Raw genomic sequence first — 23,838 nt, forward strand, 5'->3', positions numbered from 1 at the left:
GTGACATCAGCCATGCAGCGAACGAGTTTCAGCGATTTCAAATGCCCGGCGGCGCGCGCGCTCGACAGCGTCGGCGACTGGTGGAGCATGCTGATCCTGCGCGATGCCTTCCAGGGGCTTTCACGCTTCGACGAATTCCAGAAAAGCCTCGGCGTGGCGCCGAACATCCTGACGCGGCGGCTGAAACATCTGACGGAAAAGGGGCTGTTCGAACGGCGTCTCTACCATCAGCGCCCTGCCCGCTACGAATATCGGCTGACGGACAAGGGCCGTGACTTCTTTCCTGTTCTGATGACGCTGTTTTCCTGGGGAAGCCGGCACATTCCCGAAGAGGACCTCGCCTTTCTCTTGGGCGATAACGCTTCCGGTAAAGAGCGCCAGACGATGCTGGTCGATGCGCGGACCGGCGAAGAAGTGACACCTGAAAACACCAGCCTGCTTGCAGGTCCAGCCGCCGATGACGAGGTGCACCAGCGGATCGCCCGCATGCGCGCCTGCTATCTCGGCATCGACGCATAGAAAGGACAAAAGAATGGATCGCATCGTTGTCACCGGTATGGGACTTGTCTCGCCACTCGGCACCGGCGTCGAGCCCACCTGGAAGCGTCTTCTCGATGGCGGTTCGGGGCTGCGGGTGCTGGCGGAGGATATTGTCGGCGAGCTCTCGGCCAAGGTCGGTGGCATCGTTCCTGGTATCGCGGAAGATGCTGAGGCTGGTTTCGATCCCGACCGTTGCATCCCGCCGAAGGACCAGAAGAAGATGGACCGTTTCATCCACTTCGCCATTGCAGCGACGGAGGAAGCGGTGAGGCAGGCCGGCTGGATGCCGACCGACGAAGGCGAGCGCGAGCGCACGGCAACGATCATCGCGTCGGGCGTCGGCGGCTTTCCGGCGATCGCCGAAGCGGTGCGGATCGGCGAAACGCGTGGTGTGCGGCGGCTGTCGCCTTTCACCGTGCCCTCCTTCCTCGTCAACCTCGCCGCCGGCCAGGTCAGCATCCGTTATGGCTTCAAGGGGCCGCTCGGGGCTCCGGTGACGGCCTGTGCCGCCAGCGTCCAGGCAATCGGCGATGCGGCGCGGCTGATCCGCTCCGGCGAAGCGGATGTGGCGATCTGCGGCGGCGCCGAGGCCTGCATCGACAAGGTGAGCCTCGGCGGCTTTGCCGCTGCGCGTGCGCTTTCTACCGGTTTCAACGAGACGCCGGAACTTGCGTCACGGCCCTTCGACACGGCCCGCGACGGTTTTGTCATGGGCGAAGGTGCAGGTGTCCTGATGATCGAGACACTGGAGCATGCGCTTGCCCGCGGCGCCACGCCGCTCGCCGAACTCGTCGGCTATGGCACGGCTGCGGACGCCTACCACATGACATCAGGCCCCGAAGACGGCAACGGCGCCCGCCGGGCGATGGAGGCAGCACTCAGGCAGGCGAAGATCCCGGCTTCGGAGGTCAGGCATCTCAACGCGCATGCGACCTCGACACCGGTCGGTGACAGAGGCGAGATCGCGGCGATCGGCACGGTCTTCGGCCGCAATGGCGGTATTGCCGTCAGCGCGACGAAATCGGCGACCGGCCACCTGCTTGGCGCCGCCGGCGGGCTGGAGGCGATCTTCACCATCCTTGCGCTGCGCGACCAGATTGCACCGCCGACCCGCAACCTCGATGAGGTCGATCCAGCCGCCGACGGCATCGATATCGTCGGCAAGACGGCGCGGACGCTGGCGATGGACTACGCCATTACCAACGGTTTCGGCTTCGGCGGGGTGAATGCCAGCGCCCTGTTCCGCCGCTGGTCGTAAAGTCCACTTTCCTTGCGCTGAAAATCGCCTACACTTCTGCTCTATCGGCGATCCTTCCCCGATAGAGCCGGAGATACCCCATGCGCGCCTTCTTCGCAGTTCTTATTCTGTGTGCCGCGTCCTTCCTCTCCCCTGTCTCGGCCCGCGCCGAAGATCCGATCGACACGACGCGGACGATGATCGAGGACCAGATCAACGCCTTTCTCAAGGACGATGCCGAGACCGCCTATTCCTTCGCCGCCCCCGGCATCAAGGCGATGTATCCCGACAAGAACCTCTTCTTCGCCATGGTGAAGAAGAGCTACGAGCCGGTCTATCATCCTGGCAACTACGCCTTCGGGCGCAGCCGCTCGATCGACGACGGCGCGCTGATCTATCACGAGGTGCTGATTTCAGGCCGGGACGGCAAGGACTGGACAGCGATCTACCAGATCATGCGTCAACCGGACGGCAGCTACAGGATCAACGGCGTGCAGATCATGCCGGACGCAGACAGCAAGGGCATTTGATCCCGATCTGATCAAACTTCGTCTGATTGGCTTAAACCGGTTCGAGATCGCCCCTCGCCCATTCCTCCTGCGTTTCCGCCATGAAATCGGCGAAGCGGCCTTCGGCGATCGCCTTGCGGATGCCCTGCATGAGCTCCTGGTAATAGGCGAGATTGTGCCAGGAGAGCAGCATGCCGCCGAGCGCTTCGTTGGCGCGGACGAGATGATGCAGATAGGCGCGCGAATAATCACGCGAGGCCGGGCAGTTCGACTGTTCGTCGAGCGGGCGCATATCCTCGGCATGGCGGGCATTGCGGATATTGACCTTGCCGCGGCGAGTGAAGGCGAGACCGTGGCGGCCGGAACGGGTCGGCATGACGCAGTCGAACATGTCGATGCCCCGGGCGACCGATTTCAGAATATCATCAGGCGTGCCGACACCCATGAGGTAACGCGGCTTTTCCAGAGGAAGGACCGGCAGCGTCGTTTCCAGCATCTGCAACATGACGTCCTGCGGCTCGCCGACGGCAAGGCCGCCGATGGCATAACCCTTGAGGTCGAGCTGGCTCAGCGCCTCGGCCGAGCGGATGCGTAGCGCCGGGATATCGCCGCCCTGGACGATGCCAAACATCGCCTTGCCGGGCTGCCCGCCGAAGGCGACCCTGCAGCGCTCGGCCCAGCGCAGCGACATTTCCATGGCGCGCTCGATCTCCTTCGGCTCAGCCGGCAGCGCCACGCATTCGTCGAGCTGCATCTGGATGTCGGAGCCGAGCAGCCCCTGGATTTCGATGGAGCGCTCCGGCGACATATGGTGCAGGCTGCCATCGACATGCGACTTGAAGGTGACGCCCTGCTCGTCGAGCTTGCGCAGGCCGGACAGCGACATGACCTGGAAGCCGCCCGAGTCCGTCAGGATCGGATGTTCCCAGCGAATGAGCTTATGCAAGCCGCCGAGCCGGGCGACGCGCTCGGCCGTCGGGCGCAGCATCAAGTGATAGGTATTGCCGAGGATGATGTCGGCGCCGGTCTCGCGCACCTGGTCGAGATACATCGCCTTGACCGTACCGACGGTGCCGACCGGCATGAAGGCCGGCGTGCGGATCTCGCCGCGCGGCATGGAGATTTGGCCAAGGCGTGCGCCGGCGTCGGTCTTGTCAAGGGTGAATTGGAAGTTATCTGTCATCTGTCTTTCCGGAAAAGAAGGCTCGCGTCGCCGTAAGAGTAGAAGCGGTAGCCCGTCGAAATGGCGTGTTTATAAGCCGCGTGCATGGTCTCGAAGCCGGCGAAGGCCGAGACCAGCATGAACAGCGTCGAGCGCGGCAGGTGGAAATTGGTCATCAGCATGTCGACCGCCTTGAAGCGGTAACCGGGCGTGATGAAGATGCCGGTAGCGCCGGCCCAGGGCATGATCTCTCCGCTTTCCTCGGCGGCACTCTCGATGAGCCGCAACGAGGTCGTGCCGACACAGACGACGCGCCCGCCTCTTTCCCGCACGGCATTCAGCCGGGCGGCGATCTCGGCGCTGACATAGCCGCTTTCCAGATGCATCTTGTGATCGGCAGTATCGTCGGCCTTGACCGGCAGGAAGGTGCCGGCGCCGACATGCAGCGTGACGAAATGGCGTTCGATGCCGGCCTTGTCGAGCGCTTCGAACAGCGCAGGTGTGAAATGCAGGCCGGCGGTGGGGGCGGCAACGGCGCCCTCCTCGCGAGCGTAGATCGTCTGGTAATCGGCGCGGTCGCGCTCGTCGTCAGGGCGCTTGGCGGCGATATAGGGCGGCAGCGGGATATGGCCGACGGCGGCGATCGCCTCGTCGAGCGCCGGGCCCGAGAGATCAAACAGCAGCGTCACCTCGCCGGCCTCGCCCTTTTCCTCGACGGTGGCATCGAGCGAACCGAGGAAACAGCTTTCGCCGGAATGGCCGAAGCCGATGCGATCGCCCTGCTTGATGCGCTTGCCGGGCTTGGCGAAGGCCTTCCAGCGGCTGGGGCCGGTGCGCATGTGCAGCGTGGCAGACACCTGTTGGCCGCCGGCGCCGTCGCGATGGCGGATGCCCTCGAGCTGGGCGGGAATGACCTTGGTATCGTTGAAGACCAGTGCGTCGCCAGCCCGCAAGAAGGATGTGAGATCGCCGACGCGGTGATCCGACAGGCTGTTTTCCGCATTCGGATCGATGACGAGCAGGCGCGCGCTGTCACGCGGCTCGGCGGGCCGCAACGCTATGCGTTCGTCGGGCAGATCGAAATCGAAAAGGTCTACGCGCATCAGGGCACTTTCAGGCAAAGCGAAACCCGCCCCACGCAGCTATGCGCAAGGGCGGGTTTCAGCAGAAATCATAATCAGACGTCGGCGGCAACCCGCATGGAGACGATCGAGTCCGGATCGGAAACCGGCTCGCCGCGCTTGATCTTGTCGACGTTGTCCATGCCTTCGATGACCTGGCCCCAGACCGAATACTGCTTGTTCAGCCAGGGCGCGTCGGTGAAGCAGATGAAGAACTGCGAATTGGCCGAGTTCGGGTTCTGCGAACGGGCCATCGAGCAGGTGCCGCGCGTATGCGTGGTCGCCGAGAATTCGGCCTTCAGATCCGGCTTCGAGGAGCCGCCCATGCCGGCGCGGCTGGGATTGAAGGTTTCCGAGCCCTTCTTGCCGAATTCGACATCGCCCGTCTGGGCCATGAAGTCCTGGATGACGCGGTGGAAAACGACGCCGTCATAGGCCTTCTCGCGAGCGAGTTCCTTGATGCGGGCGACATGCTCCGGGGCGACCTGCGGCAAAAGCTGAATAACAACCTTGCCCTTGGTGGTTTCCAGAATGACGGTGTTTTCGGGATCCTTGATCTCGGCCATTGTCTTCTCCTCTTGTTTCTCTCGTAACTTACTTCTTGCCCAGGGTGACCTTGATCATCCGGTCGGGACTTTTGACTTCGCCGTTCTGGCCTTCGCCCTTCTTGATCTTGTCGATGTTCTCCATGCCGGAGACGACCTTGCCGACGACGGTGTACTGGCCGTTCAAGAAGGAGCCTTCGGCGAACATGATGAAGAACTGCGAATTGGCGGAATTCGGATCCTGCGAGCGGGCCATGCCGACCGTACCGCGCACGAACGGGGTCTTGGAGAATTCAGCCGGGATGTCAGGCATATCCGAGGAGCCGGTGCCGGCGAGGCTCGCATCGAAGCCCTTTTCCATGTTGCCGTATTTGACGTCGCCGGTCTGCGCCATGAAGCCATCGATGACGCGATGGAACGCGACGTTGTCGTATTCGCCCTTCTTGGCCAGCGCCTCGATCTGGGCGACATGCTTCGGCGCCACCTCAGGCATGAGCTGGATGACAACAGGGCCATTCTTCAGCTCGATGGTGAGATAATGATCGGCCGACTGGGCGAAGGCGTCCCCCGCGAAGGAGGCGAGATACAACACGCCGGCAAATGCGAGATAAAAGAGTTTCATATGAGCTCCATTGCGGCGGGTTCCGCCTAGTCTTTGCGCTTGCTAGTTTGGGCGCTTGGATGTGAGGGCTTGCAAGACGGCGGCCGGCACGAAAGCGCTGACATCGCCGCCCATGGCGGCGATCTGGCGGACCAATGTGGCGGTAATGGGCCGCGAGGCCGTGCCCGCCGGCAAAAAGATGGTCTGAATATCGGGCGCCATCGTCCGGTTCATGCCGGCCATCTGCATTTCGTAATCGAGATCGGTGCCGTCGCGTAGACCGCGGATCAACAGCGTGGCGCCATGGATGCGGGCGGCATCGACGACCAGATTGTCGAAGGCGACGACGGCGATGTCACCGGTCTTGCCGGGCAGCGCTTCAGCCAGAGAACGGCGGATCAACTCGGCCCTCTCTTCGAAGGAGAAGAGCGGCGCCTTGCCGGGATGGATGCCGATCGCGACGATCACCTTTTCGGCGACGTTGAGAGCCTGGACCAGAACATCCACATGCCCATTGGTGATCGGGTCGAAGGACCCCGGATAGAAAGCTGTCGTCATTGGCCCGACCGTTGGTTTGACGCCTTTTGTCACGGATGCCGCCTTCCCGCAAGTGATTTGCCCAGCTCCGGCCAGACCGCCGCGCGTCTTTTCAGACGCGTAAAGGACGTTATGCGCCGGGCGGTTAAACGGCGGATGAATGGCCCGTTCAAGACCGTTTCAGACAGGATCTGCTTAACTCCGATCATCCAAGCAGCCAATGCCATTCCGGCATCCGGCGCTCCCCGAAAGACCAGGTCCATGCTGATCGTGCTCGTTGCACTTGCCGTCGTTTCCTCCCTCGCCGCCGAAATGGCCTATGGCTATTTCGCCGATCGATACGAGATGAGCTGGGTGCGGCCGGAGCTTGCCGAGCATGCGGCGATCGTGCGCGCCCAGGGCCGGCTACGCGAAAAACGAGCTTCGAATCTGAATGCCAGATGAACGAGACATTCAAGGTCGCTTCAGATCGGCATTGGTAAACACCCGATCAACATCCGGCGGAACCATTTACAGACGGATGCGTTCATTCAACCGATACATAGAGCGGCGCGGAAGGATTAAAAATGCCCGGCAAGATTACGATGATTAACGTGCTCTGGATGGTAATGGTCACGGGCATGCTGACCGCAACTGTCGCTCTCTATGATCAGAAGGTTGATACGTCCAAGGTTTATGGACCCTATGCTTCGGCCCGGACGGCCGTACTGGGCCAGTACTGAGGGGCGAGAACGCAACTCCCCAGGAAAGGAATGCCTATGTTCACGATCTTGACAGTGCTCACCGCCCTCATCAGCGTGATGTTCATCGTGTCTGTGGCCTCGACGATTTCAGCGCTCCGGCGCGAAGGCGAAGAGGTGAAGGCTCTGAACGAAAAACATAGAGCATTCTGACGTTCCTTTCTCTCCTCTTCCCACCCTTGAGCGGCACCCTTCCGTCGCCAGGGCCATTCAAAGCCGGATGCACCAGCGTCCGGCTTTTTCTTTGGGTGTCGTCCTCAACCATCATTCGATCTGAAAAGAAAAGGGCGGCTCGAAGCCGCCCCATTCATTTGATCATTCCTCGGCAGGCCCGGCCGGATCGCCATCGGCACCCGGCGCCTCGTCACCGCCACCTTCGTCGGCAGCACCTTCATCGGCACCAGGAGCGCCTTCGGCGACCTCGACGGCCTCCTCCGTCTCATCCTCCTCCGGCTCGCTGATGCGCTCGACCGAGACGACCTTCTCGTCCTTGGCCGTCGAGAAGATGGTGACGCCCTTGGTGGCGCGGCTGGCGATACGGATGCCGCCGACCGGCACGCGGATCAGCTGACCGCCATCGGAGACCAGCATGATCTGGTCGCCGTCATCGACCGGGAAGGCAGCGACCAACTCGCCGATCTCGCCTGTTTTCGACGTATCGGTGGCGCGGATGCCCTTGCCGCCGCGACCGGAGATACGGAAGTCATAGGAGGACGAACGCTTGCCGAAGCCCTTTTGGGAGACGGTGAGCACGAATTGTTCGCGTGCTCTCAACTCGTCATAGCGCTCGTCGGAGAGCTGTCCCTCCTCGGTGACTTCTTCACCGACCAGCGCAATATCCTCTTCATCCACGCCCGTCGCCCGGCGTTCGGTGGCGGAACGCTTGAGATAGGCAGCACGCTCCCACGGCTCGGCATCGACATGACCAACGATCGTCATGGAGATGATGCGGTCGCTATCGCCGAGATTGATGCCGCGCACGCCGATCGAGTTGCGGCCGGCAAAGACGCGGACATCGTCGACGGAGAAGCGGATGCACTGGCCGAGCGCCGTCGTCAAAAGCACGTCGTCATCTTCCGTGCAGGTCTCGACGGAGAGGATTTCGTCGCCCTCCTCCTCGAGCTTCATGGCGATCTTGCCGTTGCGGTTGACCTGGACGAAGTCAGACAGCTTGTTGCGGCGAACCGTGCCGCGCGTCGTCGAGAACATAACGTCGAGATTGTCCCAGCTCGTCTCGTCCTCGGGCAATGGCAGGATGGTGGTGATGCGCTCGCCCGGTGCGAGCGGCAGCATATTGATCAGCGCCTTGCCGCGCGAGGTCGGCGTGCCGATCGGCAGGCGCCAGACCTTCTCCTTGTAGACGATGCCACGCGAGGAGAAGAACAGCACCGGCGTATGGGTATTGACGACGAATAGCCGGCTAACGAAATCTTCGTCGCGGGTGGTCATGCCGGAGCGACCTTTGCCACCGCGCCGCTGGGCGCGGTAGGTGGTGAGCGGTACGCGCTTGATATAACCGAGATGCGAGACGGTGACGACCATGTCTTCGCGGGCGATCAGATCCTCATCGTCCATTTCGAGGCCGCCATCGATGATCTCGGTGCGGCGCGGCGTGCCGAACTGGTCGCGGACGGCGAGAAGTTCGTCCTTGACGATGGTCTGGATGCGGACGCGCGAGGAAAGAATATCGAGATAATCCTTGATTTCCTCGCCGATCTTGTTGAGTTCGTCGCCGATTTCGTCGCGGCCAAGCGCCGTCAGGCGGGCAAGGCGCAGTTCGAGGATGGCGCGGGCCTGCTCTTCGGAGAGATTGTAGGTGAGGTCGTCATTGATGCGATGGCGCGGATCGTCGATCAGACGGATCAGGCTTTCGACATCTTCCGCCGGCCAGCGGCGGGTCATCAGTTCTTCGCGGGCCGACTGCGGATCGGGCGCCTGGCGGATGACGCGAATGACTTCGTCGATATTGGCGACGGCAATGGCGAGACCGACCAACACATGGGCACGGTCACGCGCCTTGCGCAGCAGGAATTTCGTTCTCCGGCTAACGACTTCCTCGCGGAAGGAGACGAAAGCGCGCAGCATGTCGAGCAAGGTCAGCTGTTCAGGCTTGCCGCCGTTCAGCGCCACCATGTTGCAGCCGAAGGAGGTCTGCAGCGGCGTATAGCGATAAAGCTGGTTCAGGATGACCTCGGCGTTGGCATCGCGCTTCAGCTCGACGACGACGCGATACCCCTGGCGGTCGGATTCGTCGCGCAGGTCGGAGATGCCTTCGATGCGCTTGTCGCGCACCAGCTCGGCCATCTTCTCGATCATCGTCGCCTTGTTCACCTGGTAGGGAATCTCGGTAATGATGATCTGCTCGCGGTCACCGCGCATCGGCTCGATGGCAGCGACGCCGCGCATGATGACGGAGCCGCGACCGGTCTCATAGGCAGAGCGGATGCCGGCACGGCCAAGGATCTTCGCACCCGTCGGGAAATCGGGGCCGGGAATGATCTGGATCAGTTCCGGCAGCTCGATGGCCGGGTCGTCGATCAGCGCGATGCAGCCGTCGATGACTTCGGAGAGATTGTGCGGCGGGATGTTGGTCGCCATGCCGACGGCAATGCCGCCGGCGCCGTTAACAAGCAGGTTCGGGAATTTGGCGGGCACCACGACCGGCTCGGAGAGCGTGCCGTCGTAGTTGTCGCGGAAATCGACGGTTTCCTTGTCGAGATCGTCGAGCAACGAGTGGGCAGCCTTTTCGAGGCGGCATTCGGTGTAACGTTCGGCCGCCGGCGGATCACCATCGACCGAGCCGAAATTGCCCTGACCATCGATCAGCGGCAGCCGCAGCGACCATGGTTGCGCCATGCGGGCGAGCGCATCATAGATCGCGGAATTGCCGTGCGGATGGAATTTACCCATCACGTCACCGGTGACGCGGGCGCATTTGACGTATTTCTTGTTCCAGTCGATGCCGAGCTCGGACATGCCGTAGAGGATGCGCCGGTGCACGGGCTTCAGGCCGTCGCGCACGTCGGGCAGCGCGCGGCTGACGATGACGCTCATGGCGTAATCGAGATACGACCGCTGCATTTCCTCCATGATGGAGATGGGCTCGATGCCTGGCGGGAGCTTCCCGCCGCCGGGGGGTGTTTGCTCAGTCAAAACAGATCACGATCTCTTCTAGAATCACTTGAAGATTTATAGCGGAAAGCCTGTTGCCGCGCCAATTTCACAGCGCGTTTTGAACAGGCTTTTGCGGCTTAAAGAGGGTAAAACATGCAAGTTGCGCGGCCGGACCGGACAAATCCGCCGCGAGCCGCCGCGGGATATTTGCCAAATCGAAATCCCCGCTTCACAATCATAAAAACCACGCACCCATATGGGGTTCCGGAGAGCCGATGGCAAGCGCCGACCAATTGATCAACGCCTTCACGACGCTGCTCGTCACCATCGATCCACCGGGGCTTGCGCCGATCTTTCTGGGGTTGACGACAGGCATGAGCCGAACCGAGCGCAAGCAGGTGGCGCTACGCGGCTCGGTTATCGCTTTCATCATCCTCGCCGTCTTCGCGCTGTTTGGCGCCGGCGTGCTCGGCGTGCTCGGGATTTCGATCGGCGCCTTCCGCATCGCCGGCGGGCTGCTGCTGTTCTGGATCGCCTTCGAGATGGTGTTCGAGAGACGGCAGGAGCGCAAGGAGAAGGCGACCGAGGCGGCGATCACCAAGGATCACATCGAGAATATCGCCGTCTTCCCCCTCGCCTTGCCGCTGATTGCCGGCCCGGGTGCGATCTCGGCGACGATCCTGCTGGCCGGCACGCTGGCCACCTCGATCGGGAAAGCGCAGCTGATCGGCGTCATTGCCGCCAATCTGCTGCTGACCTTCCTCATGCTGCTCATCGCCGAAAGGCTGGACCGTTTCCTCGGCGTCACCGGCCGGGCCATCCTGACGCGGCTCCTCGGCGTCATCCTCGCAGCGCTTGCCGCACAATTCGTCGTCGACGGGGCTAAGTCGGCGTTCAACCTCATCAGCGCGACGCCGCACTGAAAAACCTCGAGCGCCTTTCAATCTAAACTGCGAGAAGTGCGAACGCCTCATCCGGCGTTTCAGGAACCTGCTCCATAGTCAAAGCGCGCACGATAGCTCTCGTCAACTCGCGAAAAATATCTATCGACGAACCTATGTCCGAATGCGCCATGCGATCAAAGGAGAGAATTCCAAAACTGGGCAATGCAGCCTCACCAAGATCCTCTATCCCCTTGAACAGCCCCGGCATGTACTCCGCGGCAAATCCGGTAAGCACTTTGTGGTGACTTGGAGCAAGTGATAGGGACCAACTCTCTCCCTTGGTACGTTCAATCGGGACATTCACCTGCAGATATTGCGTTTTAATGGACTGATCCAGGGTGACTGACAGCAAACCATATACCGTCATGCCTCCAACCGGCCGAGCTATTTCCGCAGCCACACTTTTCCGATGAGGAATCCCTTCTCCGCTGACGAAAACTTTGCTCTCCCACAGATGGCATCGCGTTGAATCCATCGACGGCGGTGCCTCGTCCAACCAAAGTCGGAGGCGCGTACCGGAATCTTTCTTAAAGATGTGGCAGCTCATTCCGAAATAACTCCCCAAAATGGTGCGAAATCATTCAGGCGGATGTGGTCTGAAGCATCTGCCGCGAAATCAAAGAAAAAGAGCATGACGCCATCCAAGGCATCATGCTCTCTCACGTCTTTCACAAAGCCCGGAAAGGCTACCGATCAGAACGGGATATCGTCGTCGAGATCCCGCGAGAAGTTGCCGCCGCTGCCACCGCCGCGGCTCGGCGATGAAGCGGGAGCCGGAGCACCGTAGTCATCGCCATAATCGTTGCCGCCACCGGCACTGCCACGGCCGCCGCTCGCACCCCCGCCTTCACCGCGACCGTCGAGCATCGTCAGCGTCGAACCGAAACCCTGCAGCACCACTTCCGTGCTGTAGCGGTCCTGGCCCTGCTGGTCCTGCCACTTGCGGGTCTGCAGCTGGCCTTCAATATAGAGCTTGGCGCCCTTCTTCACATATTGTTCGACGACCTTGCAGAGGCCCTCGTTGAAGACGACGACGGTGTGCCATTCGGTCTTCTCACGGCGCTCGCCGGAATTGCGGTCGCGCCAGGTCTCCGAGGTCGCGATACGAAGATTGGCGATCGGCCGGCCATCCTGAGTGCGACGGATTTCGGGGTCCGCACCGACGTTTCCAATCAGAATTACCTTATTCACACTACCAGCCATACTTCTCACCCTGCCTGCCGCCCTGCCCGGCGGCGTTTAATCGATCGGCGCACCTTAAACCATCACGGACCGCCGATGCGCATGGGCGGCATTTAATCCACATGTTTATCCATCAGAAAGCCGCATGCATTCATCAGGAATTTTGTTCTTTATTTGTTCTAGTTTATCCGTATGATCCTGTCAACAGAATCGAAAACCTTGACCGTAGTGGACATTCAGCCTCGACTCGCCCGTCGGCATCACTAAATAAGGGCTGTCATCCAGAAAACCAAAGCAGAGACGATGAGCGAACTGAAGACGATCTCCATCCGCGGCGCGCGCGAGCATAATCTCAAGAGCATCGATCTCGATCTGCCGCGTAACAAGCTGATCGTCATGACCGGGCTTTCGGGTTCCGGCAAATCCTCGCTCGCCTTCGACACGATCTATGCCGAGGGCCAGCGGCGCTATGTCGAGAGCCTGTCGGCCTATGCCCGGCAATTCCTCGAAATGATGCAGAAGCCAGATGTCGACCAGATCGACGGGCTGTCGCCGGCAATCTCGATCGAGCAGAAGACGACCTCGCGCAATCCGCGCTCGACGGTCGGCACCGTTACCGAGATCTACGACTACATGCGCCTGCTCTTTGCCCGCGTCGGCGTTCCCTATTCGCCGGCGACCGGCCTGCCGATCGAAAGCCAGACCGTCAGCCAGATGGTCGACCGCATCCTGGATTTCGGCGAGGGCACCCGTCTTTATATCCTTGCGCCGCTCGTGCGCGGGCGCAAGGGCGAATACAAGAAGGAACTGGCGGAGCTGATGAAGAAGGGCTTCCAGCGCGTCAAGGTCGACGGGCAGTTCTACGAGATCGCCGAGGCGCCGGTGCTCGACAAGAAATACAAGCACGACATCGACGTGGTGGTCGACCGCATCGTCGTGCGCTCGGATGTCTCCGCGCGCCTGGCGGACAGTCTGGAGACCTGCCTGAAGCTTGCCGACGGGCTGGCGGTCGCCGAATTCGCCGACAAGCCGCTGCCGCCGGAAGAGACGTCGGCCGGCGGCTCGGCCAACAAGTCGCTGAACGAGACGCATGAACGCGTGCTGTTTTCGGAGAAGTTTGCCTGCCCGGTCTCCGGCTTCACCATTCCGGAGATCGAACCCAGGCTCTTCTCCTTCAACAATCCCTTCGGCGCCTGCCCGACCTGCGATGGCCTCGGTGCTCAGCAGAAGATCGATCCGGATCTGATCGTGCCCGAGCCCGAGCGGACGCTGCGCGACGGGGCGATCGCGCCCTGGGCCAAGTCGACCTCGCCCTATTACAATCAGACGCTGGAAGCGCTCGGCAAACATTACGGCTTCAAGCTCGGTACCCGCTGGAACGATCTTTCCGACGAGGCCAAGGACGTCATCCTCAACGGCACCAACGATAAGATCGAATTCCACTATGCCGACGGCGCCCGCTCCTACACGACGCAGAAGAATTTCGAAGGCATCATCACCAATCTCGAGCGCCGCTGGAAAGAGACCGATTCCGCCTGGGCGCGCGAGGATATCGAGCGCTTCATGTCGGCCGCCCCCTGCCCTTCCTGCAACGGCTTCCGCCTGAAGCCCGAGGCCTTGGCGGTGAAGATCGACACTCTGCATATCGGCGAAGTGACCGGTATGTCGATCCGCGTCGCCCGCGACTGGTTCGAGACGCTGCCGGCAAGCTTCAATGCCAAGCAGAACGAGATCGCCGTGCGCATCCTCAAGGAAATCCGCGACCGGCTGCGCTTCCTCAACGATGTCGGCCTGGAATATCTCAGCCTGTCGCGCAATTCCGGCACCTTGTCGGGCGGCGAAAGCCAGCGCATCCGGCTTGCCTCGCAGATCGGCTCGGGGCTGACCGGCGTGCTCTACGTGCTCGATGAGCCGTCGATCGGCCTGCATCAGCGCGACAATGCCCGGCTGCTCGACACGCTGAAGCACCTGCGCGACATCGGCAACACCGTCATCGTCGTCGAACATGACGAGGATGCGATCATGACGGCCGACGACGTCGTCGATATCGGCCCGGCGGCCGGCATTCACGGCGGCCAGGTCATCGCCCATGGTACGCCGCAGGACATCATGGCCAATCCGAAGTCACTGACCGGCAAATATCTCTCCGGCGAACTCGGCGTTCCCGTTCCCGACGAACGTCGCAAGCCAAAGAAGGGCCGCGAGATCAAAGTGGTCGGCGCGCGCGGCAACAATCTGAAGAACGTCACGGCGTCGATTCCGCTCGGCGTGTTCACAGCGGTGACCGGCGTTTCCGGCGGCGGCAAATCCACCTTCCTGATCGAGACGCTCTATAAATCGGCAGCACGCCGCGTCATGGGCGCGCGTGAAAACCCGGCCGATCACGACCGCATCGACGGCTTCGAGCATATCGACAAGGTGATCGACATCGATCAATCGCCGATCGGCCGCACGCCGCGCTCGAACCCGGCAACTTATACCGGCGCCTTCACGCCGATCCGCGACTGGTTCGCCGGCCTGCCGGAGGCCAAGGCACGCGGCTACCAGCCGGGCCGTTTCTCCTTCAACGTCAAGGGCGGACGCTGCGAGGCCTGCCAGGGCGACGGCGTCATCAAGATCGAGATGCACTTCCTGCCTGATGTCTACGTCACCTGCGACGTCTGCCACGGCAAGCGCTACAATCGCGAGACACTCAACGTCACCTTCAAACAGAGGTCGATCGCCGACGTGCTCGACATGACGGTGGAGGAAGGCGTCGATTTCTTCGCGGCGGTGCCTGCGGTGCGCGACAAGCTGCAAGCGCTGAAGGATGTCGGTCTCGGCTACATCAAGGTCGGCCAGCAGGCCAATACGCTCTCCGGCGGCGAGGCCCAACGCGTCAAGCTTGCCAAGGAGCTGTCGAAACGCTCGACGGGACGTACGCTCTACATTCTCGACGAACCGACGACCGGTCTGCATTTCCACGACGTCGCCAAGCTGCTCGAAATGCTGCACGAACTGGTCAACCAGGGTAACTCGGTGGTGGTGATCGAACACAATCTCGAAGTCATCAAGACGGCCGATTGGGTGCTCGATTTCGGCCCCGAAGGCGGCGACGGCGGCGGCGAGATCGTCGCGACCGGCACGCCCGAAGCGATCGTCAAGGAGAAGCGGTCCTATACCGGACACTTCCTGAAGGAATTGCTGGAACGGCGGCCGGCGAAGAAGGCGGTTGCGGCGGAATGACGATGAGACCAGCGTCGCCCGATGATCTGGAAACGATCGCGACGCTGACGTCAGCCGCCTATCGGCCCTATAGCGAGCTGTTCGGCGCTCCGCCGATCCCGGTGACGGAGGATTACACGCCGCGGATCGAACGCGGCGAGGTCTGGCTGTGCGAGATCGGCGGGCAAACGGCCGGCCTGGTGGTCGTCGAGCAGCACGCCGATCACCTCATGCTGTTCAGCATCGCGGTCTCGCCGGCCTTTCAGGGTGCCGGGCATGGGCTGGCGATGCTGCGCTGGCTGGAGGGCAAGGCGCGGGAATGGGCCGTGCCGGAGATCCGGCTCTACACCAATGCGCGGATGGAGCGGAACATCGCGCTCTACAGCGCCTTCGGTTTTCGGGAAACGGGTCGCCGGCCGAACCCTTATCGGTCAGGATGGACACTCGTCGACATGACCAAAGAGATCAATGCGGCCTGAGCGGCTGCGAATGGGGAGGACGACATGACGAAATCCGGCACTATCCGCACCGGCATCGGCGGCTGGACCTTCGAGCCCTGGCGCGGGCATTTCTTTCCCGGTGACCTGAAGCAGAAGGACGAGCTGAACTATGCCAGCCGCCAGCTGAAGGTGATCGAGGTCAACGGCACCTATTACAGCACGCAGAAGCCCGCGGTCTTCGCCAAATGGGCGGCTGACGTGCCCGACGGTTTCATCTTTTCGCTGAAGGCGACACGTTTCGTCACCAATCGGCGGGTGCTTGCCGAAGCCGGTGAATCGATGGAGCGGTTCCTATCATCGGGCATCAGCGAACTCGGCGATCATCTCGGGCCGCTGCTGTGGCAGTTCGCACCGACGAAGAGGTTCGATTCGGATGATTTCGAAGCCTTCCTGAAGCTGCTGCCGGCAAAACAGGATGGGTTGGCGCTCCGCCACGTGGTCGAGGTGCGGCACGATTCCTTCAAGGTGCCGGAGTTCGTGGCGCTGCTTTCGAAATACGGCGTGGCTCCGGTCTGCGCTGAACATTTCGAATATCCGATGATCGCCGACGTGACGGCCGATTTCGTCTATGCGCGGCTGCAGAAGGGCTCGGACGATATTCCGACCTGCTACCCGGAAAAGGACCTGAGGGCCTGGGCAAACCGGCTGGAGACATGGGCCGAGGGCAAGGTTCCTGATGACCTGCCGCTGATCGATGGAGATCGCAAGGTAAAGACCGAGCCGCGCGACGTCTTCGCCTTCATGATCCATGAGGGCAAGGTCAATGCGCCGCACGGGGCGATCGCCCTGCAGCAGGCGCTGGCGAAATAGGCCGGGCTGGATAGTCACAAAAGGATCGTAACATTGTGGGTATCACATCGTCAGTCACGCATTCCATGAGGGCATCATGATCGTGGCAACCTGGGAGCCCGCATGAGCGTTGCCGCATCCTATCTCTATCGCAACGGACGGCGGGTCGAAGCCGTACCTTTCGAGGCGGCCTCCATTCCGGCGACGGACAACGAATTCATCTGGATCGGGCTGCACAAGCCTAGCCGGGACGAGCTCCTGCTGCTGCAAGGCCGTTTTGGCCTTCACGAACTCTCGATCGCCGATGCGCTCAGCTCTCTGCAGATGCCGAAGCTCAGCGTTTATGACGACCAGCTGTTCGTGATCGCAAAGACGGCACAGCTCGAGGGGGACCATATCACCTACGGGGAAACCGCAATTTTCGTCGGCAAGCGCTATATCATCACCGTCCGCAATGGGTCTGAGCGCGGGCACGGAGAGCTGCGCGGCCGGCTAGAGACATCGCCGCAGACGCTCTGCCATGGCACCGACTACATTCTGCATGCCATTCTCGATTTCATTATCGACGGCTATCTTCCCATCGTGCGCACAATCGAGGATTCCGTTCTCGAGATGGAACGAAAAATGCTCGATGCGTTTCTCGACCGCAACCAGATCGCCCGCATTTTCAAGTTGCGCCGGGAAGTCATTCTGTTTCAGCGGGTGCTGGATGCGATGCTGGACCTTTGCGGCAAGCTCTACCATCTCGACCTGCCGTCGCTTGACAAGGAAGCGAAGCCCTATTTCCGCGATGCGCTTCAGCACATGCACCGTGTCGAGACGATGGTTGCAAGCTTGCGCGACGTGATCACATCGGTTTTCGAAGCGAGCAATCTGATTGAACAGCAAAGACAGGGCACAATCACAAGGCAGCTGGCGGCCTGGGCTGCCATTCTCGCCGTTCCGACGGCGATCGCCGGCATTTACGGCATGAATTTCGACAATATGCCCGAGCTGAAAACCAGCTACGGCTATTTTGTCGTTTTGGCAGTCATCGCTGTCATGTGCATCGCACTTTTCATCCGTTTCAAGCGCGCCCGCTGGATATGACGCCTTGCTCGTCGATGGGCCTCATTTCTTCCCGTCCGCCAACGCCTCTTTCCGGCGGCGCGGCAGGAACGATTTGAGGTACCGCCATATCGGCGAGACAGCGTAGCCTGCGACCGGGATTGCGATCAAGCCGGCGACGATACCGACGATGCCCGCTCCTGCGGCCTCGACGATCCAGCGCAGCACGGATGCCAGAACGGGAATAGCATGCGCCGTCGCCTCGCCGGCATCATGGATCAGATGCGCAGGGCCGCCGATACCATAGGCTTCGAGGCCATGAACGATGATGCCGCCGCCGACCCAGATCATGGCGGCCGTTCCGACAATGCCGAGCACTTTCAGAAAATAAGGCATGCCTGTGACAAGCCCCTTTCCGATCGCACGCGAGAAGGCGCCCATCGCAGATGCCGTCCGCACACGTGCCAGCATCAGACCGAGATCATCAGCCTTCACGATAAGCGCCACGCCGCCATAGACCAAGACCGTGATGCCCAATCCAACAACGGCTAGGATGAGGGCCTGCGTGAACATGCTGCCAGACGGCACTGCGGCGAGCGTAATCGCCATGATTTCGGCCGACAGGATGAAATCCGTCTTGATGGCACCGGCGACCTTTTGGTCTTCTACCGATTTGGCATCGAGGCTTGTCGTCTCAAGTGCCGTTTCATGGGCGTGAGCTGCATGCGGCAGCACCAGTGCGTAGACTTTTTCCACACCCTCGTAGCAGAGATAAAGTCCGCCGATCATCAGCAGCGGTGTGATCGCCTGCGGTGCGACAAGGCTCAGGATCAGCGCCGCGGGAAGCAGGATCAGAAGCTTGTTCTTCAGCGAGCCGAGCGCGATCTTGCCGATGATCGGCAATTCGCGCGCTGCCGAAAATCCGGTGACGTAGCGGGGTGTGACTGCCGCATCATCAATGACGACGCCGGCCGCTTTCGCGCCTGCCTTGGCAGCCTGGCCGGCAATATCGTCGAGCGACGCCGCAGCCACCTTGGCCAAAGCCGCGATATCATCAAGAAGGGCGATCAGGCCAACACTCATTCGAGCCTCCGTCGGGAAGACAGACTTACGCAGTGAAAAACGGAAAACCAGTCAACGAAACGTGGCATCCTCCGGCGGGAAGATGCCACGCAAGGATCGCGACGACAATGGCCGTTATTCAGCCGGCATCGGGCTCAAGCCGCCCTCGTCCAGCGGAGGACGTGCCTGCCGTTCCCGTTTCTGCGAAGCCCGCGACAGAACGCTCTGCCGGTTCACGGATTTGCGCTCCTCGTCGATGCGGCGGATCAGGATCTCCGCGCGCTCGACCGAGCCGAGAAGCGCCAGGATAGTGCCGCGTTCGGCTGCGCCGGCATTCGGGCCAAGTGCCAGTGTCTGTTCCCGCAGTTCGGTGACATTGGGAAGGCTGACATGGCCGGCCGGCATGGAGGGACGAACCACGCCATAGTCGGGCATGATATCCTGCAAAGAGGCATCGAGCTTGCTCAGTGCCAGATTGACGATCGCCAAAGCGGGTTCGCTGAATTTTTCACGCTTCACGCGCCGCGCGACCTGGTGCATCGATTCCGTCAACGCAGCAGTGAAATCCGCCTCCTCGATCAGGCTGGCGACCAGATCGAGTTGCTCGTAAGGCAGATCCTCCTTCATCAGCGATGCGGTATAATCGCGAATGTCACGGCTGAGGATATCGGTGGCAAGATAGTGTTCGCCCGGATCTGATGGCGCCGACTTGGCGGATCGGGCAATATCCAGGAACATTGCGCCGGCCTGCAGATGACGCGCGGTCTCCTGCTGGACGGCCGGAACGGCCCGCGCGAAGTCGCTTGTGAGCCTGCGATCGAGGAATTTCGGGGTCGAATAATCTTCCACATCCTCGGCGTCGATACGGCCGATGCGCGACAAGACACGTTCGAAGACGCTGACGAAGGGAAACAGCAGCGCCGTGTTGAAGACGTTGAAGAAGGTCGAATAGAGACCGACAGCGACCGGAACCAGCGGAAATGTCTCCTTGCCCTCGACCACGACCGGAACGCCGGGATCGCCGCCGAACCACTGCATCGCCCATGCCAGAACGTCGATCGAGACGAAGAACAAGGGCACAGTGATGCAGACGCCGATAATATTGAAGGACATATGGGCATAGGCAGCGCGTTTGGCGTTCTTCGACAGATTGAGCGAGGCAATCCAGGAGGTGATCGTGGTTCCGAGATCCGCACCCAGCGAGAAGGCAACCGCCGTCGTCCAGTCAAGGACACCGGCCGCTCCGAGCCCCATGACGATACCGATCGTCGCCGACGAGGAGTGGATCATCGCAGTGACGCCGGCGGCGATCAGCACGCATTTGATCAGGTTATAATAGGAGTCGGCGGTCAGCGTCGACAGAACGTCCATGACCTCCGGAATGTTGCGCAGCGGCCGAAGGCCGCCGGTCATCAAATTGAGACCGTAGAAAATCAGCGCGAAGCCCATGCAGGCAAGTGCGACGTTGCGGATTCGCTCGCTCTTGGCAAAGCAGTAGACCAGCGAAAAAACGCCCGCAAAGATCAGGCCAAGAGGACCGAGCGGCAAGGCGATCAGGCCGTTTCCGAGCGTCGTCCCGATGTTGGCACCCATGATGACGCTGATCGCCGGACGCAATCCGACAACGCCGGCATTGACGAGGCCGACGACCATGACCGTCATTGCCGTCGATGACTGGATGACACCGGTGATGAGCGTTCCCGCGATGACGCCCTTGATCGGCGTGCCTGCGGCTCTCGCGAGAAATGCGCGCATCTTGTTGACGGAGAGTGCCTGGATGCCGTTCGACATGAACTCCAGACCGAGCATGAATATCCCCAGCCCGCCGATAACAGGCACAAGAATATCCTTGAAAATGTCGATGTTCATTACGCCTTACCCCCTTGGCGCCAAAATGGCGCGCTTTCAACGACGCCCCCGCGTCTCACATGTCCGATTTCATACGGTCGGGGATGTCCCGACCGCGTATGCGCGCAAAGGAATTACTGGCTCGCGGATGCATCCTGCTTCAGCCAGTATTTGACGATCTGACTGACGAGCTGCGGCGGCAAAGGCACATAGCCCAGCACCTCGGCATCCTTGCTGCCTGTCTCGAACGCCAGACGGAAAAAATCATGCACGCGGCGATAGCGATTGGGCGCCTGTCCCGTCATTGGAACGACAGCAAATGTCGCCCCGCTGATCGGATAGGCCGCCTCTCCCGGTTGATCCGTGAGCGACACCGAAAAATCTTTCGCTTCATCCCATGAGGCGGTGCTGGCGGCAGCCCGCACGCCATCCGGTCCCGGTTTTACGAACTGGCCCGATTTGTTCTGAACAGCGGCATAGGGCAGGTTTGCACGCTCGACCTGGCCAAAATCGGCATAGGCGATCGCCCCCTTGGTTGCCTGCACCGCGCGAATGAGATCCCCGGTTCCCTCGACACTCGTCCCCACAGGCCACGCGATCAGCGTATCCGCTCCATGTGCCGCCTTCCATTCCGGGCTTGCCGAGGACAGGAATTCGGTGAACATGAAGGTGGTGCCTGATCCGTCCTTGCGGGTAACCGGCCTGATTTTCTGATCGGGAAGGCTGATCTCCGGGTTGATCGCCTTGATGGCAGGGTCAGCCCACGACTGGATCTTGCCGAGATAGATATTCGCAAGCAGCGGGCCAGTCAGGTTGATACGGCCCTTGTCGATACCGTCAAGGTTAACGGCAATCGCCACGCTGCCGAGCACGATCGGAAACTGCTGGCGGCCATGCTTTAAAAGCTCGTCATGGGAAACAGGCACATCGGTCGCAGCGAAACCCAGCTCCGGCTGATCAAGGCGCATCAGACCTGCCAGCGAACCGACGAGCTCGTAGTCTACCGTCCAGTCGGGTGAGCTGAAGTCGCCGTCATCCATCCGCGCCTTCTCGTAGATTTCCGCCCACTTCGCGATGATGGGTGCCGCGAAAGTGGAGCCGGCGCCGCGAATGGGCTCGGCCCTGGCTGCAGGAGCGATGAAGAGTGATGCCACAACTGCCGCAAGTCCGGCAAAGCCGGCGGCGGCGGTCGTCACTCTGTGGACTTGCCGAAAAAAACGTTCCATCGGCGCTTCCCCTCGCAACCGTTGACTGCGCACTTCGATCAGAATTCAAACCAGATCGGCTCAGGACCCGCTGTACGAACCCGTGGTCCAGCCGACAGGAATTCCTGCCACCACTAAGTATTTCCATTCATTAACATTTTAATGACAGTTTAGTTTTGCGGGTTTCTGATTCTCGCCGCAGGACATTCTTTGGTTGATCGATGTCGCTCTAAAAATTCCAAATAAAACCGTCACTCAACTGACACATCGGCAGCATTTACAATGGTAAAACAACGCAGCGCGCGCCACGGCCAGACCGACGGTGCGGATTGCTTCTGCGTTCGAGGTGAAAGATGATGCGGCGGCGCTAAAGCGGCAATACCTCGGCTGCGAGTTCCTCCGCCGTCAGCCCTTTGCCGGCGCGTTGGCCGGCCTCGCCGTGCAGCCAGACGCCGGCAGCCGCGGCCTCGAAGGCCGGTAGGCCCTGGGCGAGCAAGCCGCCGATGATGCCGGCAAGCACGTCGCCTGAACCGGCGGTGGCAAGCCAGACGGGAGCGTTGGTATTGATGAGCGCACGTCCATCAGATGCTGCGATGACGGTATCGGCGCCCTTGTAGATAATCGCGGCATTGGCGCGGCGGGCGGCGGCCACAGCCTTGTCCACCTTGCCGAGCCCATCGTCGCCGCCGATATCGGGAAAGAGCCGCGCGAATTCACCCTCGTGCGGCGTCAGCACCAGACGCGGCTCACCCCGGAAAAGATCAAACAGCTGCTGCGGATCGTCCTTGAACGAGGAGATGCCGTCGGCATCGAGCACCAGATGACGATCGGCAAGGGCCGAGACGAAGCCGCGCGCCCTGGCGCCGATGCCGAAACCGGGGCCGAGGACGAAGGTCTGCAGCCGCTTGTCGGAGAGCCAGTCGCCGAGGTCGGCCTCGTCGTCGATGGCATGCAGCATGACGGCGGTCAGATGCGCGGCATTGGCGGCCATCGCCGCGCGGGGGGCGGCGATCGTCACTAGGCCGGCGCCGGCCTTAAGGCCCGAGATCGCCGACATGCGCGCCGCACCCGTCTTGTCGGCCTCACCTGAGAAGACGACCAGATGACCGCGCTTGTATTTGTGGGTTTCCAGTTGCTCGGCCGGCAGCGCACCCTTCCAGGCATCCGGCGTGTTCTCGGCGATGACGCCGCTTGCCTCAGCCCTGACGATGCGGGCGGGGATACCGATGTCGAAGACCTCCAATTCACCGCAAAGCTCCCTGCCCGGCATCAGCAGATGGCCGGGCTTGCGGGTCATGAAGGTGATGGTGTTGCAGGCCCGGAAGGCGGCACCCAGCACCTTGCCGGTGCGACCATCAAGACCGGAGGGCAGATCGATGGCAAGCACGGGAATAGCGGCCTCGGTGACGCGGCCGATCAGCGCGCGCACATCGGCCGACACTTCGCGGCCAAGCCCCGCCCCGAACAGGCCATCGATGACGACGTCGCCGTTTTCCGGCCGGTAGAGGTCGAGGTTTTGCCCCTGGAGCACGCAACCGGCCCGGGCGCGGGCGGCATCGCCCTTCAGCCTGGAGGGATCGCCGACGTGGAAGAGCGCCACCCTCGCCCTGCTCCCCTGCAGATGACGTGCGGCGACATAGGCGTCGCCGCCATTGTTGCCGGGTCCGCAGAAGACGACGAAGCGCAACGCTCCGGGATGAAGGCGCAGAGCAGCAGCCGCGACCGCGGCACCTGCCCTCTCCATCAGGCCGAAGGAGTCAATGCCGGATGCGGCCGCAGCCGCGTCGACAGCGGCCATTTCGGCAGGCGTGAGAAGAAGATCGGACAGATGTTTGTTCATCATCCTATTCAATCAAAAAACGCCTAAAAAACAACCGCCTGAAACACCAAAGAGAAGGACTCTATTTAGGCATTTGCCTATATTTTAATCTCATCGTGACGTGTATTCGCA

The 23,838-nt window shown here is 61.3% G+C and carries 23 protein-coding genes; 11 read left to right on the forward strand and 12 right to left on the reverse strand.

Annotated elements, in window-relative coordinates; all coding sequences use genetic code 11:
* The first annotated feature begins 12 nt into the window (after positions 1 to 12).
* The 3 genes from FFM53_RS01540 (at position 13) to FFM53_RS01550 (ending at position 2,307) form a co-directional block, all read left to right on the forward strand.
* The gene (locus tag FFM53_RS01540; protein ID WP_138389190.1) at positions 13 to 519 is read left to right on the forward strand and encodes a winged helix-turn-helix transcriptional regulator; all 507 of its coding nucleotides are present in this window, start codon (positions 13 to 15) and stop codon (positions 517 to 519) included.
* 13 nt (positions 520 to 532) lie between these two features.
* Positions 533 to 1,798 (forward strand): beta-ketoacyl-ACP synthase II, encoded by a 1,266-nt coding sequence (gene fabF, locus FFM53_RS01545; protein ID WP_138389191.1) that lies wholly within the window; start codon positions 533 to 535, stop codon positions 1,796 to 1,798.
* Between the two features lie 80 nt (positions 1,799 to 1,878).
* Entirely contained in the window at positions 1,879 to 2,307 is a 429-nt protein-coding gene (locus FFM53_RS01550; protein ID WP_138389192.1) for a DUF4864 domain-containing protein, read from the forward strand.
* A 31-nt stretch (positions 2,308 to 2,338) separates the two neighbouring features.
* On the opposite strand, the gene tgt is transcribed toward FFM53_RS01550, so the two are convergent.
* From tgt to coaD, 5 genes are all read right to left on the reverse strand, one after another.
* Entirely contained in the window at positions 2,339 to 3,469 is a 1,131-nt protein-coding gene (gene tgt / locus FFM53_RS01555; RefSeq protein WP_138389193.1) for a tRNA guanosine(34) transglycosylase Tgt, read from the reverse strand.
* Positions 3,466 to 4,551 carry a tRNA preQ1(34) S-adenosylmethionine ribosyltransferase-isomerase QueA gene (gene queA / locus FFM53_RS01560; RefSeq protein ID WP_138389194.1) on the reverse strand — a complete coding sequence of 362 codons (1,086 nt, stop codon included), beginning with the start codon at positions 4,549 to 4,551 and terminating at the stop codon, positions 3,466 to 3,468. Before queA ends, tgt begins: the two co-directional genes overlap by 4 nt.
* Positions 4,552 to 4,625: 74 nt before the next feature.
* Positions 4,626 to 5,135, reverse strand: a complete 510-nt coding sequence (locus tag FFM53_RS01565) for a peptidylprolyl isomerase (protein WP_003539661.1) — start codon at positions 5,133 to 5,135, stop codon at positions 4,626 to 4,628.
* Positions 5,136 to 5,163: 28 nt separating this feature from the next.
* Positions 5,164 to 5,736, reverse strand: a complete 573-nt coding sequence (locus FFM53_RS01570; protein WP_138389195.1) for a peptidylprolyl isomerase — start codon at positions 5,734 to 5,736, stop codon at positions 5,164 to 5,166.
* A 42-nt stretch (positions 5,737 to 5,778) separates the two neighbouring features.
* Positions 5,779 to 6,273 (reverse strand): pantetheine-phosphate adenylyltransferase, encoded by a 495-nt coding sequence (gene coaD, locus FFM53_RS01575; protein WP_138389196.1) that lies wholly within the window; start codon positions 6,271 to 6,273, stop codon positions 5,779 to 5,781.
* Between the two features lie 135 nt (positions 6,274 to 6,408).
* Between coaD and FFM53_RS01580 the strand changes: the two genes are divergently transcribed.
* From FFM53_RS01580 to FFM53_RS36795, 3 genes are all read left to right on the forward strand, one after another.
* Complete coding sequence (locus tag FFM53_RS01580; RefSeq protein WP_138389197.1) at positions 6,409 to 6,696, forward strand: hypothetical protein; 288 nt, start codon at positions 6,409 to 6,411, stop codon at positions 6,694 to 6,696.
* A gap of 122 nt (positions 6,697 to 6,818) precedes the next feature.
* Positions 6,819 to 6,974, forward strand: coding sequence for a hypothetical protein (locus FFM53_RS01585; protein WP_003539654.1), 156 nt, complete (start codon positions 6,819 to 6,821; stop codon positions 6,972 to 6,974).
* A 36-nt stretch (positions 6,975 to 7,010) separates the two neighbouring features.
* Positions 7,011 to 7,145, forward strand: coding sequence for a hypothetical protein (locus FFM53_RS36795; RefSeq protein ID WP_018445350.1), 135 nt, complete (start codon positions 7,011 to 7,013; stop codon positions 7,143 to 7,145).
* Positions 7,146 to 7,307: 162 nt separating this feature from the next.
* Here the strand turns inward: FFM53_RS36795 and gyrA are convergent, their stop codons facing one another.
* Positions 7,308 to 10,145: a DNA gyrase subunit A gene (gene gyrA, locus FFM53_RS01590; RefSeq protein WP_138389198.1), complete on the reverse strand. Its 2,838-nt coding sequence runs from the start codon at positions 10,143 to 10,145 to the stop codon at positions 7,308 to 7,310.
* A gap of 236 nt (positions 10,146 to 10,381) precedes the next feature.
* Here gyrA and FFM53_RS01595 point away from each other — a divergent pair, with 236 nt between their 5' ends.
* Positions 10,382 to 11,029 (forward strand): MarC family protein, encoded by a 648-nt coding sequence (locus FFM53_RS01595; RefSeq protein WP_029875185.1) that lies wholly within the window; start codon positions 10,382 to 10,384, stop codon positions 11,027 to 11,029.
* Between the two features lie 22 nt (positions 11,030 to 11,051).
* On the opposite strand, the gene FFM53_RS01600 is transcribed toward FFM53_RS01595, so the two are convergent.
* Positions 11,052 to 11,597 carry a hypothetical protein gene (locus FFM53_RS01600; RefSeq protein WP_138389199.1) on the reverse strand — a complete coding sequence of 182 codons (546 nt, stop codon included), beginning with the start codon at positions 11,595 to 11,597 and terminating at the stop codon, positions 11,052 to 11,054.
* Between the two features lie 146 nt (positions 11,598 to 11,743).
* Positions 11,744 to 12,253: a single-stranded DNA-binding protein gene (locus FFM53_RS01605; RefSeq protein ID WP_138389200.1), complete on the reverse strand. Its 510-nt coding sequence runs from the start codon at positions 12,251 to 12,253 to the stop codon at positions 11,744 to 11,746.
* Between the two features lie 282 nt (positions 12,254 to 12,535).
* On the opposite strand from FFM53_RS01605, the gene uvrA reads away from it, so the two are divergent.
* The 4 genes from uvrA to FFM53_RS01625 all read left to right on the forward strand — a co-directional run bounded on the left by uvrA (position 12,536) and on the right by FFM53_RS01625 (position 17,814).
* Entirely contained in the window at positions 12,536 to 15,457 is a 2,922-nt protein-coding gene (gene uvrA, locus FFM53_RS01610; protein ID WP_138389201.1) for an excinuclease ABC subunit UvrA, read from the forward strand.
* Entirely contained in the window at positions 15,454 to 15,915 is a 462-nt protein-coding gene (locus FFM53_RS01615) for a GNAT family N-acetyltransferase (protein WP_138389202.1), read from the forward strand. The genes uvrA and FFM53_RS01615 overlap by 4 nt, the downstream gene beginning before the upstream one ends.
* A gap of 24 nt (positions 15,916 to 15,939) precedes the next feature.
* The gene (locus FFM53_RS01620) at positions 15,940 to 16,746 is read left to right on the forward strand and encodes a DUF72 domain-containing protein (RefSeq protein ID WP_138389203.1); all 807 of its coding nucleotides are present in this window, start codon (positions 15,940 to 15,942) and stop codon (positions 16,744 to 16,746) included.
* A gap of 102 nt (positions 16,747 to 16,848) precedes the next feature.
* On the forward strand, positions 16,849 to 17,814 hold the full coding sequence (locus FFM53_RS01625; RefSeq protein WP_138389204.1) for a magnesium and cobalt transport protein CorA: 966 nt from the start codon (positions 16,849 to 16,851) through the stop codon (positions 17,812 to 17,814).
* Between the two features lie 21 nt (positions 17,815 to 17,835).
* On the opposite strand, the gene FFM53_RS01630 is transcribed toward FFM53_RS01625, so the two are convergent.
* The 4 genes from FFM53_RS01630 to FFM53_RS01645 form a co-directional block, all read right to left on the reverse strand.
* Positions 17,836 to 18,855: a DUF808 domain-containing protein gene (locus FFM53_RS01630; RefSeq protein ID WP_138389205.1), complete on the reverse strand. Its 1,020-nt coding sequence runs from the start codon at positions 18,853 to 18,855 to the stop codon at positions 17,836 to 17,838.
* A 114-nt stretch (positions 18,856 to 18,969) separates the two neighbouring features.
* Positions 18,970 to 20,703 (reverse strand): Na/Pi cotransporter family protein, encoded by a 1,734-nt coding sequence (locus tag FFM53_RS01635; protein WP_138389206.1) that lies wholly within the window; start codon positions 20,701 to 20,703, stop codon positions 18,970 to 18,972.
* A 113-nt stretch (positions 20,704 to 20,816) separates the two neighbouring features.
* Positions 20,817 to 21,908 (reverse strand): phosphate ABC transporter substrate-binding protein PstS, encoded by a 1,092-nt coding sequence (gene pstS, locus FFM53_RS01640; RefSeq protein WP_138389207.1) that lies wholly within the window; start codon positions 21,906 to 21,908, stop codon positions 20,817 to 20,819.
* Positions 21,909 to 22,254: 346 nt separating this feature from the next.
* Entirely contained in the window at positions 22,255 to 23,727 is a 1,473-nt protein-coding gene (locus tag FFM53_RS01645; protein ID WP_138389208.1) for an NAD(P)H-hydrate dehydratase, read from the reverse strand.
* Positions 23,728 to 23,838: the final 111 nt, after the last annotated feature.

This window comes from Rhizobium indicum, from assembly GCF_005862305.2.
GTDB classification, from domain to species: Bacteria; Pseudomonadota; Alphaproteobacteria; order Rhizobiales; family Rhizobiaceae; genus Rhizobium; species Rhizobium indicum.

Bases quoted from the DNA above. Each gene is read 5' to 3' on its own strand.
- FFM53_RS01540 (WP_138389190.1), top strand. From the start codon at position 13: ATGCAGCGAACGAGTTTCAGCGATTTCAAATGCCCGGCGGCGCGCGCG.
- fabF (WP_138389191.1), top strand. From the start codon at position 533: ATGGATCGCATCGTTGTCACCGGTATGGGACTTGTCTCGCCACTCGGC.
- FFM53_RS01550 (WP_138389192.1), top strand. From the start codon at position 1,879: ATGCGCGCCTTCTTCGCAGTTCTTATTCTGTGTGCCGCGTCCTTCCTC.
- tgt (WP_138389193.1), bottom strand. From the start codon at position 3,469: ATGACAGATAACTTCCAATTCACCCTTGACAAGACCGACGCCGGCGCA.
- queA (WP_138389194.1), bottom strand. From the start codon at position 4,551: ATGCGCGTAGACCTTTTCGATTTCGATCTGCCCGACGAACGCATAGCG.
- FFM53_RS01565 (WP_003539661.1), bottom strand. From the start codon at position 5,135: ATGGCCGAGATCAAGGATCCCGAAAACACCGTCATTCTGGAAACCACC.
- FFM53_RS01570 (WP_138389195.1), bottom strand. From the start codon at position 5,736: ATGAAACTCTTTTATCTCGCATTTGCCGGCGTGTTGTATCTCGCCTCC.
- coaD (WP_138389196.1), bottom strand. From the start codon at position 6,273: ATGACGACAGCTTTCTATCCGGGGTCCTTCGACCCGATCACCAATGGG.
- FFM53_RS01580 (WP_138389197.1), top strand. From the start codon at position 6,409: ATGAATGGCCCGTTCAAGACCGTTTCAGACAGGATCTGCTTAACTCCG.
- FFM53_RS01585 (WP_003539654.1), top strand. From the start codon at position 6,819: ATGCCCGGCAAGATTACGATGATTAACGTGCTCTGGATGGTAATGGTC.
- FFM53_RS36795 (WP_018445350.1), top strand. From the start codon at position 7,011: ATGTTCACGATCTTGACAGTGCTCACCGCCCTCATCAGCGTGATGTTC.
- FFM53_RS01595 (WP_029875185.1), top strand. From the start codon at position 10,382: ATGGCAAGCGCCGACCAATTGATCAACGCCTTCACGACGCTGCTCGTC.
- FFM53_RS01600 (WP_138389199.1), bottom strand. From the start codon at position 11,597: ATGAGCTGCCACATCTTTAAGAAAGATTCCGGTACGCGCCTCCGACTT.
- FFM53_RS01605 (WP_138389200.1), bottom strand. From the start codon at position 12,253: ATGGCTGGTAGTGTGAATAAGGTAATTCTGATTGGAAACGTCGGTGCG.
- uvrA (WP_138389201.1), top strand. From the start codon at position 12,536: ATGAGCGAACTGAAGACGATCTCCATCCGCGGCGCGCGCGAGCATAAT.
- FFM53_RS01615 (WP_138389202.1), top strand. From the start codon at position 15,454: ATGACGATGAGACCAGCGTCGCCCGATGATCTGGAAACGATCGCGACG.
- FFM53_RS01620 (WP_138389203.1), top strand. From the start codon at position 15,940: ATGACGAAATCCGGCACTATCCGCACCGGCATCGGCGGCTGGACCTTC.
- FFM53_RS01625 (WP_138389204.1), top strand. From the start codon at position 16,849: ATGAGCGTTGCCGCATCCTATCTCTATCGCAACGGACGGCGGGTCGAA.
- FFM53_RS01630 (WP_138389205.1), bottom strand. From the start codon at position 18,855: ATGAGTGTTGGCCTGATCGCCCTTCTTGATGATATCGCGGCTTTGGCC.
- FFM53_RS01635 (WP_138389206.1), bottom strand. From the start codon at position 20,703: ATGAACATCGACATTTTCAAGGATATTCTTGTGCCTGTTATCGGCGGG.
- pstS (WP_138389207.1), bottom strand. From the start codon at position 21,908: ATGGAACGTTTTTTTCGGCAAGTCCACAGAGTGACGACCGCCGCCGCC.
- FFM53_RS01645 (WP_138389208.1), bottom strand. From the start codon at position 23,727: ATGAACAAACATCTGTCCGATCTTCTTCTCACGCCTGCCGAAATGGCC.